The sequence below is a fragment of the Bacillus sp. SORGH_AS_0510 genome, from assembly GCF_030818775.1.
Taxonomy (GTDB): domain Bacteria; phylum Bacillota; class Bacilli; order Bacillales; family Cytobacillaceae; genus Neobacillus.
The window spans coordinates 2,069,246-2,083,294 of sequence record NZ_JAUTAU010000001.1; the positions used below are offsets into that span (position 1 = coordinate 2,069,246).

At 36.8% G+C, this 14,049-nt stretch carries 16 protein-coding genes; 15 read left to right on the forward strand and 1 reads right to left on the reverse strand.

Translation table 11 applies throughout. The annotated features are described in order from the left end of the window. Positions 1 to 2: 2 nt before the first annotated feature. The 3 genes from QE429_RS10565 to fni all read left to right on the forward strand — a co-directional run bounded on the left by QE429_RS10565 (position 3) and on the right by fni (position 2,952). Positions 3 to 584, forward strand: a complete 582-nt coding sequence (locus QE429_RS10565) for a lysophospholipid acyltransferase family protein (RefSeq protein WP_307286965.1) — start codon at positions 3 to 5, stop codon at positions 582 to 584. 160 nt (positions 585 to 744) lie between these two features. Next, complete coding sequence (gene rpsA / locus QE429_RS10570; protein ID WP_307286966.1) at positions 745 to 1,884, forward strand: 30S ribosomal protein S1; 1,140 nt, start codon at positions 745 to 747, stop codon at positions 1,882 to 1,884. Between the two features lie 12 nt (positions 1,885 to 1,896). Continuing rightward, positions 1,897 to 2,952: a type 2 isopentenyl-diphosphate Delta-isomerase gene (fni, locus tag QE429_RS10575; protein ID WP_307286967.1), complete on the forward strand. Its 1,056-nt coding sequence runs from the start codon at positions 1,897 to 1,899 to the stop codon at positions 2,950 to 2,952. Positions 2,953 to 2,991: 39 nt separating this feature from the next. Here the strand turns inward: fni and QE429_RS10580 are convergent, their stop codons facing one another. Next, complete coding sequence (locus QE429_RS10580; RefSeq protein ID WP_307286968.1) at positions 2,992 to 3,132, reverse strand: YpzI family protein; 141 nt, start codon at positions 3,130 to 3,132, stop codon at positions 2,992 to 2,994. A 108-nt stretch (positions 3,133 to 3,240) separates the two neighbouring features. Between QE429_RS10580 and QE429_RS10585 the strand changes: the two genes are divergently transcribed. The 12 genes from QE429_RS10585 to hepT all read left to right on the forward strand — a co-directional run bounded on the left by QE429_RS10585 (position 3,241) and on the right by hepT (position 13,996). Beyond that, a complete protein-coding gene (locus QE429_RS10585; RefSeq protein ID WP_307286969.1) occupies positions 3,241 to 3,849 on the forward strand; it encodes a YphA family membrane protein in 609 nt (202 codons plus the stop codon). A gap of 173 nt (positions 3,850 to 4,022) precedes the next feature. Beyond that, positions 4,023 to 5,333, forward strand: a complete 1,311-nt coding sequence (gene der, locus QE429_RS10590) for a ribosome biogenesis GTPase Der (RefSeq protein WP_307286970.1) — start codon at positions 4,023 to 4,025, stop codon at positions 5,331 to 5,333. A 20-nt stretch (positions 5,334 to 5,353) separates the two neighbouring features. Next, the gene (locus QE429_RS10595) at positions 5,354 to 6,403 is read left to right on the forward strand and encodes an NAD(P)H-dependent glycerol-3-phosphate dehydrogenase (RefSeq protein WP_307286971.1); all 1,050 of its coding nucleotides are present in this window, start codon (positions 5,354 to 5,356) and stop codon (positions 6,401 to 6,403) included. A gap of 292 nt (positions 6,404 to 6,695) precedes the next feature. Next, positions 6,696 to 6,881: a DUF2768 domain-containing protein gene (locus tag QE429_RS10600; RefSeq protein ID WP_307286972.1), complete on the forward strand. Its 186-nt coding sequence runs from the start codon at positions 6,696 to 6,698 to the stop codon at positions 6,879 to 6,881. Between the two features lie 31 nt (positions 6,882 to 6,912). Continuing rightward, positions 6,913 to 7,623, forward strand: a complete 711-nt coding sequence (locus QE429_RS10605) for a hypothetical protein (protein ID WP_307286973.1) — start codon at positions 6,913 to 6,915, stop codon at positions 7,621 to 7,623. Positions 7,624 to 7,944: 321 nt separating this feature from the next. Beyond that, complete coding sequence (gene spoIVA / locus QE429_RS10610) at positions 7,945 to 9,423, forward strand: stage IV sporulation protein A (RefSeq protein ID WP_307286974.1); 1,479 nt, start codon at positions 7,945 to 7,947, stop codon at positions 9,421 to 9,423. Positions 9,424 to 9,793: 370 nt separating this feature from the next. Next, positions 9,794 to 10,066, forward strand: a complete 273-nt coding sequence (gene hbs / locus QE429_RS10615; protein WP_066060959.1) for a non-specific DNA-binding protein Hbs — start codon at positions 9,794 to 9,796, stop codon at positions 10,064 to 10,066. A 179-nt stretch (positions 10,067 to 10,245) separates the two neighbouring features. After that, on the forward strand, positions 10,246 to 10,812 hold the full coding sequence (gene folE, locus QE429_RS10620; RefSeq protein ID WP_307286975.1) for a GTP cyclohydrolase I FolE: 567 nt from the start codon (positions 10,246 to 10,248) through the stop codon (positions 10,810 to 10,812). A gap of 218 nt (positions 10,813 to 11,030) precedes the next feature. Beyond that, positions 11,031 to 11,267: a trp RNA-binding attenuation protein MtrB gene (gene mtrB, locus QE429_RS10625; RefSeq protein WP_307286976.1), complete on the forward strand. Its 237-nt coding sequence runs from the start codon at positions 11,031 to 11,033 to the stop codon at positions 11,265 to 11,267. Positions 11,268 to 11,460: 193 nt separating this feature from the next. Further along, on the forward strand, positions 11,461 to 12,282 hold the full coding sequence (locus QE429_RS10630; RefSeq protein WP_307286977.1) for a heptaprenyl diphosphate synthase component 1: 822 nt from the start codon (positions 11,461 to 11,463) through the stop codon (positions 12,280 to 12,282). Between the two features lie 4 nt (positions 12,283 to 12,286). Beyond that, positions 12,287 to 12,991, forward strand: a complete 705-nt coding sequence (locus tag QE429_RS10635) for a demethylmenaquinone methyltransferase (protein ID WP_307286978.1) — start codon at positions 12,287 to 12,289, stop codon at positions 12,989 to 12,991. A 42-nt stretch (positions 12,992 to 13,033) separates the two neighbouring features. After that, positions 13,034 to 13,996 carry a heptaprenyl diphosphate synthase component II gene (gene hepT / locus QE429_RS10640; RefSeq protein WP_307290764.1) on the forward strand — a complete coding sequence of 321 codons (963 nt, stop codon included), beginning with the start codon at positions 13,034 to 13,036 and terminating at the stop codon, positions 13,994 to 13,996. The last annotated feature ends 53 nt before the right edge of the window (positions 13,997 to 14,049 follow it).

A 14,049-nucleotide genomic window follows, 5' to 3' on the forward strand; every position in this document is an offset into this window, starting at 1 on the left:
TTGTGACGTTTTATGATTTTGCAAAGTCGGTAGTTTCCGGGGTTTTTAAACCTTGGTATAGAATTGAAGCTATTGGGGTAGAGAACTTTCCTAAAGAAGGGGGAGTTCTACTTTGCTCCAATCATATTCATAATTTTGATCCTATTGTGGTAGGTATTATGGCCCCACGTCCTGTTCACTATATGGCGAAAGAAGAGATCTTCCGTGTCCCTGTTTTAGGAAACGTTGTTCGTAAATGTAATGCTTTTCCTGTAAAAAGAGGTTTTGGCGATCGAGAGGCATTGCGCGCAGGATTAAAAGTTTTAAAAGAAGGGAATGTATTCGGCCTTTTTCCTGAGGGGACAAGGAGTAAAACCGGGGAACTAAGAAAAGGACTTTCTGGTGCAGGCTTTTTTGCTTTAAGGTCTGATGCTTTTGTGTTACCATGTGCAGTAATTGGTCCATATAAAAGTTTTAATAAATTGAAGGTAGTATATGGTAAACCAATTGATATTAGTGAGATGAGAGCTACTAAAGCTTCAGCTGATAAAGTGACTGAATTAATTATGTCAGAAATTCAAAAGCTATTAGATGAGCATCAATAGGTTCTGCTTGACAAAATAGCCTATTTGTAAGAAGTTAATAAAAAGGGATTTTTTTTGAATATTCTTTTCTTTTGCGTTGTTTTATATGTGGTGATTACTGTGTGGTATTCACCAGATCATATATAGACTTTTCAGTAAATGGATTAAGGAGGAATACATAATGGCTGAAGAACTAAATCAAGTAGAAGTGAAAAGCTTTGAAGTTGGAGAAAAAGTAACAGGACAAGTTACTAAAGTGGAAGAAAAACAGGTGTTAGTAGCTATTCAAGGAAGTAAGCTTGATGGAATTATTCCGATTAGTGAACTCTCTAGCCTGCATATTGAAAAAGCAACTGATGCAGTGGCAGAAGGTGAAGAATTAGAATTAGAAGTTTTAAAGGTTGAGGAAGAGGCATTAATCCTTTCAAAAAGAAAAGTAGATGCAGAGAAAGCATGGGAACAATTAGAAAAACAATTTCAAAGTGGCGAAGTATTTGAAACAGAAGTGAAGGACGTTGTAAAAGGCGGTCTTGTCGTAGATCTTGGAGTTCGTGGATTCGTCCCTGCGTCATTAGTGGAGGCACACTTTGTAGAGGATTTCAGCGATTATAAAGGACGAAAGTTAACGTTTAAAATTGTTGAACTTGATAAAGAAAAGAATCGCTTAATTCTCTCTCATCGTGCTGTTATAGAGGAAGAAAAGGGAAAACAAAAGCAAGATCGTATTAGCTCATTGCAAGTTGGTCAAGTGATTGAAGGTACTGTTCAAAGGATTACAGATTTTGGAGCATTCGTAGATATTGGTGGAATTGATGGTCTTGTTCATATTTCTCAATTATCGTACGAACACGTGGATAAGCCAACTGATGTTGTTCATGAGGGTCAAAAAGTTGAAGTGAAAGTCTTAAGTGTAGATCGAGACAATGAAAGAATTTCCCTTTCCATCAAAGAGACTTTACCTGGACCATGGTCAAATATTTCCGAGAAGGCACCAAAAGGAAGTACTTTAGATGGGGTAGTAAAGAGATTAGTTTCTTATGGAGCTTTCGTAGAGGTGTTCCCTGGCGTAGAAGGTCTTGTTCACATTTCCCAAATTGCTCATAAACATATTGGTACACCACACGAGGTATTAAAAGAAGGTCAAGAAGTGAAAGTAAAAGTCCTTGATACAAATGAACAGGATCAAAGACTATCACTAAGCATTAAAGAACTGCTTGAAAAAGAAGTTGAGGAAAACCTTGATTATGAACTTCCAGAAGAGTCAAAAGGCTTCCAATTAGGTGAAGTAATTGGCGACAAATTAAAGAATCTAGGAAAATAATGGTGATATAAAGTGTCTAGATCGGAAAGAAAATGGGATCACATTCGCTTTGCTTTGCAAAAAGGACAAAACAATTTATCTCTTTTTGATGATATTAAATTTATTCATCAAAGCTTACCGGATATCCGTGTGTCCGATGTTCGATTAGACCACTCAATTGGCGAACTTTCTTTAAGTTCGCCAATTTTTATCAATGCGATGACTGGTGGCGGTGGGGATAAAACCTATCGGATAAACAAAGAACTGGCAATGGTAGCTAATCATACCGGGGTGGCAATAGCAGTTGGTTCGCAAATGTCTGCAATCAAAGATAAAAGCGAGCGTTATACATATGAAATTGTGAGGAAAGAAAACCCAAAAGGGATAGTCTTCGCAAATCTAGGCAGTGAAGCAACAGTAGAAAATGCTAAAACCGCAGTCAATATGCTTGAGGCAGATGCATTGCAAATCCATTTAAATGTTATCCAGGAACTTACAATGCCTGAAGGAGATCGAGATTTTTCGGGTGCATTAAAAAGAATTGAAGCCATTAATAAATTTGTGGGAGTTCCGGTAATTGTCAAAGAGGTTGGTTTCGGGATGGCTAAAGAAACTGTCGAATCTCTTTTCTCTATAGGTGTAGCGGCGGTTGACGTCGGTGGTTCTGGAGGGACAAATTTTGCGGAAATTGAAAGCAAACGCCGTGAAAAAGCACTCCCATTCTTTCACCAATGGGGCATTCCTACATCCATATCTATTATTGAAGCTGCTTCTATCAAGAATGCTGCAATCATTGGCTCGGGGGGATTTTTAAATTCTATTGATTTGGCTAAGGGATTAGCGATAGGTGCAAATGCTATCGGGTTTGCAGGCCATTTTTTACGAATCCTAGTAGAAAATGGAATCGAAGCCTTGCAAAATGAAATAGAATCCCTCCACCATGAATTAAAATTGATTATGACTGCTTTAGGGGCAAAGTCCATTACAGACCTACAAAAAGCACCTCTCATGATTTCAGGTGAAACCTTCCATTGGCTTAGCCAAAGGGGAATAGAAACGAAACATTTTAGCCAGCGTTCGATAAAATAAAGCTCTCGCAACCGCGAGAGCTTTTTCTCTTTCTTTTGATTATCTTTTACCGTCGTTTAATCCACGTGCTTCTTCAGGAGTGGATAGCTTTGTTGCACCTGGGTAGTGTAATGCCTGGTCACGATCTGATTCCACTCTTCTACTTGCTTTTAATTTTTTTTCTTGGCGGTCTTTTCCCATGATTCACACCTCCTCTTAATAAGATGATACACATTGGAAATATTATTCGAGGAAGTATGAAAGTACATAAAGATTACCAATAATGAAAATAATAGGAGGTGTGTGGAAATGGAAGGGGCAATGTTTTATTGGATTTGTTGGTCATTTTGGGTGTACCTAACGTTTATTTTAGAGAGACATCATCCATATCGATTAAAGCTTTCAGTATTTATTCTACTTTTAATCATATCTTCCAATTTTCATTTTTCTTTTGCTGAAGTTGAATTTTATTTAAGCGGTTTTTATTTATTAATCATATCTTATGCCTTGATCAGTCAGGAAAAAATAGGAGCTATTTTCTATTATTTTATCTGTTCATTTATTGTTTCAATGGCGTATGTGACCTTTCATTTGTTTGAGATTTTTGATCCCATTTGGATCATCTTTAAAAAAGAGTGGATGATGGGTATATGCTTTGGCTATTTAGCGATTTTGCTGCAAAAAACACTAAAAGGTCGATTAATAATTATTTTAGCTGGGACCATGCAGGGGGAATTTTTATACGCATATATCCTAAGTAAATATCAGTTTCCATATGAGATCGGTGCATTTCAATATTTGGATGTATGTGCATTAATCTCTGCTTTACTGGTTGGTTGGAGTATTATTGAAAATGCTGGTGCTTTTTTACAAAATCAATTTCATTTTTTTGAAAAAGGGAAACAAAAATCGTCATGAATTGATTTCATGTTAAGCTTTCCATTGCGGGAAAGGATTAACATTTGTTAAAATAATAAAGTTAGGCCCTTCTATAGAAAGAAGGGTTTCTTTACTTAATAAGAACTCTATAAATGTTGCTAACATAATAATATATATTTTTAATATATGAAAAAGAAAGGGTGGCGATCATAATGGTTAAACCTGTTATTGCCATTGTTGGGCGACCGAACGTTGGGAAATCAACGATTTTTAATCGAATTGTTGGTGAACGAGTGTCAATCGTCGAGGATATTCCAGGAGTAACAAGAGATCGGATTTATAGTTCTGGTGAATGGTTAACACACGACTTTAATGTTATTGATACGGGTGGTATTGATATCGGTGACGAACCGTTTTTGGAACAAATTCGTCAGCAAGCAGAAGTGGCTATTGATGAAGCAGATGTTATTATCTTTCTTACCAATGGACGAGAAGGAGTAACTGCTGCGGATGAAGAAGTAGCGAAAATACTTTATAAATCTAAAAAGCCGATTGTATTAGGTGTAAACAAAATTGATAATCCAGAGATGCGTGAGCAAATCTATGATTTTTATGCACTTGGATTTGGTGAGCCGATTCCAGTATCCGGATCTCATGGACTAGGGCTTGGAGATTTATTAGATGAAGCAGCAAAACATTTTCCGAAAAATAAACAAGCAGACTATGATGATGATGTGATCAAGTTTTCCTTGATTGGACGCCCAAATGTAGGGAAGTCGTCCCTTGTTAATGCAATCCTAGGTGAAGAGCGAGTCATAGTAAGTAATATTGCAGGTACTACTCGTGATGCCGTCGATTCTCCATATACGTATAATGGAGATAAATATGTCATAATTGATACTGCAGGGATACGAAAAAAGGGAAAAGTTTATGAAAGTACGGAGAAGTACAGTGTACTTCGGGCACTTAGAGCGATTGAGCGTTCGGACGTAGTCTTGGTGGTTATTAATGCTGAAGAAGGTATTATTGAGCAAGACAAAAAAATTGCTGGATATGCACATGAGGCTGGACGAGCTGTAGTTATTGTCGTTAATAAATGGGACGCAGTCGAAAAAGATGAAAAGACCATGAGAGAGCTAGAACAAAAGATTAGAGAACATTTCTTATTTCTTAGTTATGCTCCAATTGTATTCCTTTCTGCAAAAACGAAGAAGCGAATTCATACTCTCCTTCCGATGATTAACACAGCGAGTGAGAACCACTCCATGCGTGTAGAAACAAGTGTGTTGAATGATGTGATTATGGACGCGGTTGCTATGAATCCGACACCAACTGACAAAGGTAAACGCTTGAAGATTTATTACGCAACTCAAGTAGCAGTAAAGCCTCCTACTTTTGTTGTCTTTGTCAATGAACCCGAATTATTGCATTTCTCCTATGAACGTTTCCTAGAAAACAGAATTAGGGATGCTTTTGGTTTTGAGGGAACCCCTATCAAAATTTACGCTAGAGAAAGAAAATAAAGATAAGGTGGGTGTAACATATGCTGGATCAGAAAGCAGCAGTAGCTGTTGTAGGCGCAGGAAGCTGGGGCACAGCACTAGCGATGGTGTTAGCCGATAATTCTCATGAAGTGCGTTTATGGAGCCATAAGGAAGACCAGGTGAAGGAAATTAATGAATGCCATACGAATGAAAAATATTTACCTGGAATTGTTCTCCCAGAATTAATCGTTGGGTATGCATCGTTACACGATGCATTACTGGGAGTTGAAACTGTGATTTTGGCAGTTCCAACAAAGGCTATTCGTGAAGTGTTAGGGAAAGTTCGTGAGGTATTATCAAGACCTATTACCATTGCACATGTGAGTAAAGGGATTGAACCCGATACACTTTTACGTATATCAGAAATGATTAAAGAGGAAATGCCTAATGATTTATTACAGGATGTTGTTGTCCTTTCTGGTCCTAGTCATGCCGAAGAGGTTAGTCTAAGACACCCCACAACGGTTACTGTTTCCTCTGAGAATATGGTTGCAGCCGAAAAAATTCAGGATTTATTTATCAACCATAATTTCCGAGTATATACAAATTCTGATGTAATCGGAGTTGAAATTGGTGGAGCATTAAAGAATATCATTGCCTTAGCAGCTGGAATCACAGATGGCTTAGGTTATGGAGATAATGCTAAAGCCGCGTTAATCACCCGAGGATTGGCAGAAATAGCCCGTCTTGGGACTAAGATGGGTGCAAACCCATTAACGTTCTCTGGCTTAACTGGAATTGGAGATCTTATTGTTACTTGTACAAGTGTTCACTCTAGAAACTGGAGAGCTGGAAATTTGTTGGGTAAAGGAAAAACCCTAGATGAAGTTCTTGATAACATGGGAATGGTTGTAGAGGGGGTTAGGACAACTAAAGCTGCTCATCAGTTAGCAAAGAAGTATGAGGTTAATATGCCGATTACTGCTGCCTTATATGATGTCCTTTTTAATGGGAAGAATGCAAAAGATGCAGTAGATGTCTTGATGGCTCGTGGGAAGACTCATGAAATGGAAGATTTAGTTAATGTGTTAGATGAGCGGAATATCTAAATTCAGTTAATGAATTTTCTAAAAGTCATAGCAGAAGTTGTCTAGAAAAATAAGATATATTTTTTTGAGGAAAAATGTGCATTTTTATCAAGAAAATAGGCGTTCGATGATACGCTTTTTCTTTAGTTTGCATACAATGCAACGAAGCAACCTGGTAGAATGACGCTGGAGTATGGGTTATTTAGTCCAAATGGCTGAAGTAAAGAATTCGCCCCTCTTTACTTCAGTTTTTTTTATTTAGAAAGGGACAAGGTATGATATAATTAGTTTTTGAAAAAAGGGGGAATGAGAATTGTCACCAGCAATGATAAAAATGTGGATTTCAATTGGAGGAATGGGCCTAATGTTCCTTGCAATTATTACCATATATTTAAGCAGGTATAAATTAAAAGGTATCCTTCGAGTCATAACTGCAATTTTTGCATATTTATTTATGATTATTGCGGGTTTAACTTTACTAATTGTTTTCTTTACTTAACTATCCAATTACATAATGTAAAGGTGATTTTATGAAAATAAAAATGCTTGGCTTATTCTTTGTTTTAACTGCTATTCTACTATCTGGATGTATGTATCCTAACGAGGAGTTATCCCAAAATAAAGTACCATATAAAGATCAAATTGAGGCTGTGCAAACGGCAGTCAATGAGTTCAAAAAAGATAATGGTGGCATTCTTCCCATTAAAACGAAGGAAGCTGAAACACCAATTTATCAAAAATATCCGATTGAGTTTAAACAGATTTCCCCAAAATATATTGCAGAGCCACCCGGCAATGCCTATGAAAGTGGCGGGATATTTCAATATGTGCTTGTTGATGTGGAAACCAATCCAACTGTAAAGCTGATTGATTTAAGGATGACTGAAACGATACGTGAACTTAAACTAAGAATGAAAACAAAGGGATACCCACCTTACAAAGAACAGATTGCCAAAAATGTATTTACAATCGATTACAAAAAGCTTGGGTATAAAACGGCTCCGTTTGTTGCAAGCCCATACACCAATCAAAACCTCTCCTTAGTAGTAACGGGAAGTGCAGAGGTATATATTGATTATCGACCTGATCTATATCAAAAGTTAAAAAATAGTAAAATAGAGGTGAAACCAGGGGAGGACATTCGTTCTATCTTGGTCAAGGATTCTATGTTCGTTCCTGCGTATTCCTTACCATATACAATCGACGAAAAAACAAAAGAACCTATCTTCTTAGAGGAATAATTGCTGATATTGCTTATATATTTTAGTCATAACCCTTTTCCTATGAAATATATTGTAGGAGAAGGGTTTTTTTGCTGAAAAATTCTATCGTGATATGGATGCGAACTTCCATATCCGTGACCATAGTTAGAAACCCTCCATATCATCGAACATTCAGAGACTTGCAGATATCAGTACATCTAGTGAATTTTTAATAAGGGGGTAAAAAATTTTAGAAAAGTGTCATAAGAATGTAGGACAACGTCATAAACATATACTGTCCAAAAATACCTAATATGGATGTTATTATCCCACTTTACTCTATGATCGGGAGGGGATCACTTGGAAAAGGTAGATATTTTTAAAGATATTGCCGAGAGAACTGGAGGCGATATTTATTTAGGAGTAGTAGGAGCAGTTAGAACAGGAAAATCAACATTTATAAAGAAATTCATGGAGCTTGTTGTCTTACCGAATATAAACAGTGAAGCAGAAAGATCACGGGCGCAAGACGAGCTGCCACAGAGTGCAGCAGGTAAAACAATCATGACGACAGAACCTAAATTCGTTCCAAACCAGGCTGCGACTGTTCATGTCGATGAGGGCTTAAACGTCAATATTAGGCTTGTGGACTGTGTGGGTTATACAGTGCCAGGTGCTAAAGGGTACGAGGATGAAAATGGACCAAGAATGATTACTACTCCTTGGTACGAAGAACCAATTCCTTTCCATGAAGCTGCGGAAATTGGTACAAGAAAAGTTATTCAGGAGCATTCAACAATTGGAGTAGTCGTGACAACGGATGGAACGATTGGCGAAATTCCTAGAAGTAACTATATTGAAGCAGAAGAAAGAGTAATTAACGAACTAAAAGAAGTTGGGAAACCTTTTATAATGGTTGTAAATAGTGCACAACCATACCATCCAAGCACAGAAACACTTAGATCAAGTTTAGCAGAAAAATATGATATTCCTGTACTTGCTATGAGTGTAGAAAGTATGCGCGATAGTGATGTTTTAAATGTCCTTCGTGAAGCACTTTACGAATTCCCAGTTCTTGAAGTTAACGTAAATCTACCAAGCTGGGTAATGGTGTTACGAGAAAATCACTGGCTTCGTGAAAGCTATCAAGAAGCTGTAAAGGAAACGGTTAAGGATATCAAGAGATTAAGAGATGTTGACCGAGTCGTACAACAATTCAGTGACTTTGACTTCATTGATAAAGCTGGTTTAGCTGGCATTGAAATGGGTTCAGGGGTGGCTGAAATTGATTTATTTGCCCCAGATGAACTGTACGATGATATTTTAAAAGAAATTGTGGGTGTAGAAATAAGAGGCAAGGATCATCTACTTGAGTTAATGCAGGATTTTGCACATGCAAAAGCTGAATATGATCACATTTCAGATGCGTTAAAGATGGTAAAACAAACAGGCTATGGTATTGCTTCACCAACACTTTCCGACATGAGCCTAGAGGAGCCGGAAATCATTCGCCAAGGTGCTAGATTTGGAGTAAGATTACGTGCTGTTGCACCATCTATCCATATGATCAAGGTAGATGTTGAATCTGAGTTTGCGCCAATTATCGGAACTGAAAAACAAAGTGAAGAACTTGTACGCTATTTAATGCAAGATTTCGAGGATGATCCGTTATCTATATGGAACTCTGATATCTTTGGACGAAGCTTGAGTTCCATTGTTCGAGAAGGAATCCAAGCAAAACTTTCCTTAATGCCAGAAAATGCGAGATACAAATTAAAAGAAACATTAGAGAGAATAATAAACGAAGGGTCAGGCGGCTTGATTGCCATCATCCTTTAGGCAATGGACTCCACTTTTGGAGTCTTTTTTTGTTTTTTTCAAAATTTGTAAGGAAAAAAAGTCCAATATAGTAGAATTTTGTTGAACCAAAGAAAAGATTACCATAATTTCATGAATTCTTCTTGATATGCTGAAATGATTATGATAATCTTTTAACAGAATTACGTTATTGTGCTGAAACCCTTTATTTTATAGGGTTTTTCTGTGAAAATAGATTGAAGTTACTAAATTGGTCAATTTGTATTATTTTAGTAATAAAACCTAATAAAACCGCGCTATGACGTATAGAAATTAGAAAAATTGTTTAGAAATGTAGATAAGTAATCTTATTTACGAATCTTGATAATTTCTTTGGGAGGAGGTGAAAGGCATGAACAAGACAGAACTTATTAATGCAGTTGCTGAAGCTAGCGAGCTTTCTAAAAAGGACGCTACTAAAGCAGTTGATGCTGTTTTTGATGCGATTTTAGATGCTTTGAAAAACGGTGATAAAGTGCAATTAATCGGCTTTGGAAACTTTGAAGTACGTGAGCGTGCAGCACGTAAAGGTCGTAACCCACAAACTGGTGAAGAGATCGAAATCGGTGCAAGCAAAGTTCCAGCTTTTAAACCAGGTAAAGCGCTTAAAGATGCAGTGAAATAATTACATAATTGTATTGCTTTAAGCGAACGCTAAAGCAAAAAGGTCATGGTAAACACCATGACCTTTTTTCTTTTCTTACAGTATGACTTGGAATACTTTATTTTTGCTTGAACTGAAAATTGTGCTAATATGTATTTGTCATATATACTTAACAGATATACATATAGGAGGAATTCAGAATGTCACAAGTAAATCGTGCCCAGATTGAAGAGGCGGTACGTTTAATATTAGAAGCAATTGGCGATAACCCAAACCGTGAGGGTGTTTTAGATACACCTAAACGTGTGGCTAAAATGTATGAAGAGGTTTTTAGCGGAATAAATGAAGATCCAAAACAGCATTTTGAGACAATTTTTAGTGAGGACCACGAGGAATTGGTATTAGTAAAAGATATCCCATTTTATTCAATGTGTGAACACCATCTCGTTCCTTTCTATGGGAAAGCGCATGTTGCTTATATTCCAAAAAATGGCCGGGTCACTGGATTAAGTAAATTAGCAAGAGCAGTAGAAGCGGTGGCTAAAAGACCTCAATTACAAGAACGAATTACTTCAACAGTAGCTGATAGCATGATGGAAAAGCTAGAACCTCATGGTGTTATGGTTGTGGTTGAAGCAGAACACATGTGTATGACGATGCGTGGTGTGAAAAAACCAGGTTCGAAAACTGTTACCACTGCTGTTCGTGGAACTCTTGCTGATGATGCAGTCGCTCGAGCTGAAGTGCTTTCCTTAATAAAGTATTAGCTTTGTTAAAGAACATTGTTGATTTTTACATCCTGTTGATTGTAGCGGAAGGAGCGAAGACTTCTGTGGGAGTATGGTTCAGGGGAGACCCCGGAGGCGCTAGCGCCGAGGAGGCACGCCGAAACACCCACGGAAAGCGAAGCTCCTGGAGCGGAAATCAACAGGCATATTTAACAGAGCCAAAATTTTAATAAGAATTTCAATTTGGAGTGAAGAACGTGGAAAAGCGCAACTCGCAAAATAATGAGTATGTGGTTATAAAAGCGATTGATGATGGGGTAAATGTCATTGGATTAACTAGAGGAACCGATACTAGATTTCATCATTCTGAAAAGCTGGACAAGGGAGAAGTCCTTATTGCCCAATTTACGGAGCATACATCGGCTATTAAGATTAGAGGCAATGCAAAAATACTTACACAATATGGTGAAGTTGAAAGTGAAATGAAGAAATAAATGGATCTACTATTAAATATCGATTAAATGATTATTTTGTGAATTCCTGCCCATAAGATACCTTTTATGATATAATGGTGTCTGCCTTGTTTTTTAAAGATATTGTTATGATTTTCTTTATTTTATGGGCATGAATTTTCTTTCTCAATTAGGAAATAAGAATACATAAATACATTACTTCGGGGAAACAAGGGTGATTAGTTTGCACGACATTCGACAAAAATTTACGGATATTAGAGAGCAGGTCGAAAAAAAGATTTTTGACTCTTACTTGCTCGAATATATTGAAACGCCCATCATTGATGAAGATAAGCTTCTCATTCTTATTTCCATCATGGAGCGAATCGAGTTATCTTTTAGTCAAATGCAAAATTATGCAATGTCAACCATGCTAATTCAAATTGCCCTTGACACTCATGAACATATATCAAATGCTTCCAAGGATGAAAAAAGCCGTCAATTAACGGTTTTGGCTGGAGATTATTTTAGCGGACTATATTACAAGCTCCTTGCTGATTCGGATGATATACAGTTGATTAAGGTTCTTTCTGAAGGAATCAAGGAAATAAATGAACAGAAAATCTTAGTATATCAAAGAGAATCTGATAGTATCGAGAAACTAATGACTAGTGTGAAAATGATTGAAAGTGCTCTTCTTGTTAAACTCTCAGAGTTCTTTAAAATAGAGTTATGGAACGATTTCTTATCGCACTTATTCTTGTTTAAACGATTATTAAAAGAAAAGAACCAATATATTCAGACGAGAAATTCAGTAGTATTTGACGCATTAAAAAAAATTGTCTTTCCCATTAACGAATGTAGAGAAAAAGAAATATCTAGTGAACAGCAGAATCATTTATTGCTTATTTGTGATCAATACATTGAATTATCTATACAGATTATTGAAAAAGGATTAAAACAATTACCATATTTGAACGATTTCCTAGAGAACAGGATTTATTTGTTATTAAAAGAATATAAACCATATGCAAAAACTTTTGTGGAAGAAGGGTAAAAACATGCAGCAATCGAAAGAACAGCGAGTTCATCATGTGTTTGAGAAAATTTCTGATAACTACGATAAAATGAACTCTGTCATTAGTTTTCAGCAACATGTCAAGTGGCGAAAAGACACCATGAAAAGAATGAATGTACAGCCCGGTTCAAAAGCTCTGGATGTTTGTTGTGGAACTGCTGATTGGACGATTGCCTTAGCAGATGCTGTTGGCCCGAATGGCAAAGTTGTAGGCCTTGATTTTAGTAAAAACATGCTAAAAGTAGGCGTGGAAAAGGTTAAAGAACTAGGATTAAAACAGGTGGAACTAATTCATGGTAATGCAATGGAGTTACCTTTCCCAGATAATACCTTTGATTATGTGACTATTGGTTTTGGTTTAAGGAATGTACCTGATTACCTGCAAGTTTTAAAGGAAATGAACAGAGTAGTTAAACCAGGTGGTATCGTTGTTTGCCTAGAGACATCCCAGCCAACTTTGTTTGGATATAAACAGCTTTACTATTTTTACTTCCGTTTCATAATGCCGATGTTTGGTAAACTACTGGCCAAGAGCTATAACGAATATGCTTGGCTTCATGAGTCTGCACGAGATTTTCCAGGAATGAAAGAGCTTGCGCGTATGTTTGAACAAGCAGGCTTAGCTGAGGTGAAATATAAACCTTATAGTGGTGGAGCAGCAGCAGTTCATATTGGCAAAAAAAAATAACTGATTGTAATTGAAGACAGGATGAAAAGCAGGGTGAATACAATGAAATTAAAAATGATGTATTCATTTTTGAATTCGGATATTAACTTAATTGAAAAAAAGCTTGAAGAGACCATACAAACAGACTCTCGTTTACTTAAACAAGCTTCTATGCATACACTACAAGCCGGAGGAAAAAGGATTCGTCCTGTTTTTGTTTTGCTTGCAGGTAAATTTGGAAATTATGATATTCATGTAATGAAAAATGTTGCTGTTGCCTTAGAGCTTATTCATATGGCATCACTTGTTCATGATGATGTGATTGACGATGCTGACCTTAGGCGTGGTCAACCAACTGTCAAATCCAAATGGGATAATAAAATCGCTATGTACACGGGTGATTTTGTTTTTGCACTCGCGTTAGAATTAATGACTCATATTAATAAACCTGTTGCCCATAAAATATTAGCTAATACAATCGTAGAAGTGACTGTAGGGGAAATACAGCAAATTAAGGATAAATATCGTTTTAATCAAAATCTTAGAGATTATCTTCGTAGAATTAAGAGAAAGACGGCCCTGTTAATAGCTGTCAGCTGCCAATTGGGTGCAATTGCTGCAGGTGTAGAAGAATCGGTTCATAAAAGGCTTTATCGCTTTGGGTACTATGTAGGGATGTCGTTCCAGATTACGGATGATATTCTGGATTTTACTGGAACTGAAAAGGAGCTTGGTAAGCCGGCAGGCAGCGATCTACTTCAGGGCAACATCACTGCACCAGTCCTTTATGCTATGGAAAATGAGGCAATTCGACATGAAATCTTAAAGGTTCATGCTGAAATGGATTCAGTAGAAATTACTAAAATAATAACATTAATAAAACAATCAGGAGCCATTGAGAAATCTGTGGCACTTAGCGATTTTTACTTAGATAAAGCTCTAGCTGTCCTCAAAGAGCTACCTGCAAACAAAACACAAAAAACATTACGTGACATTGCGAAATTTATTGGCAGAAGGAAGTTTTAATTGCCCTATAGTTTTCAAAAGTAACTTGCGAAATATTCGAATAAATGGTACCA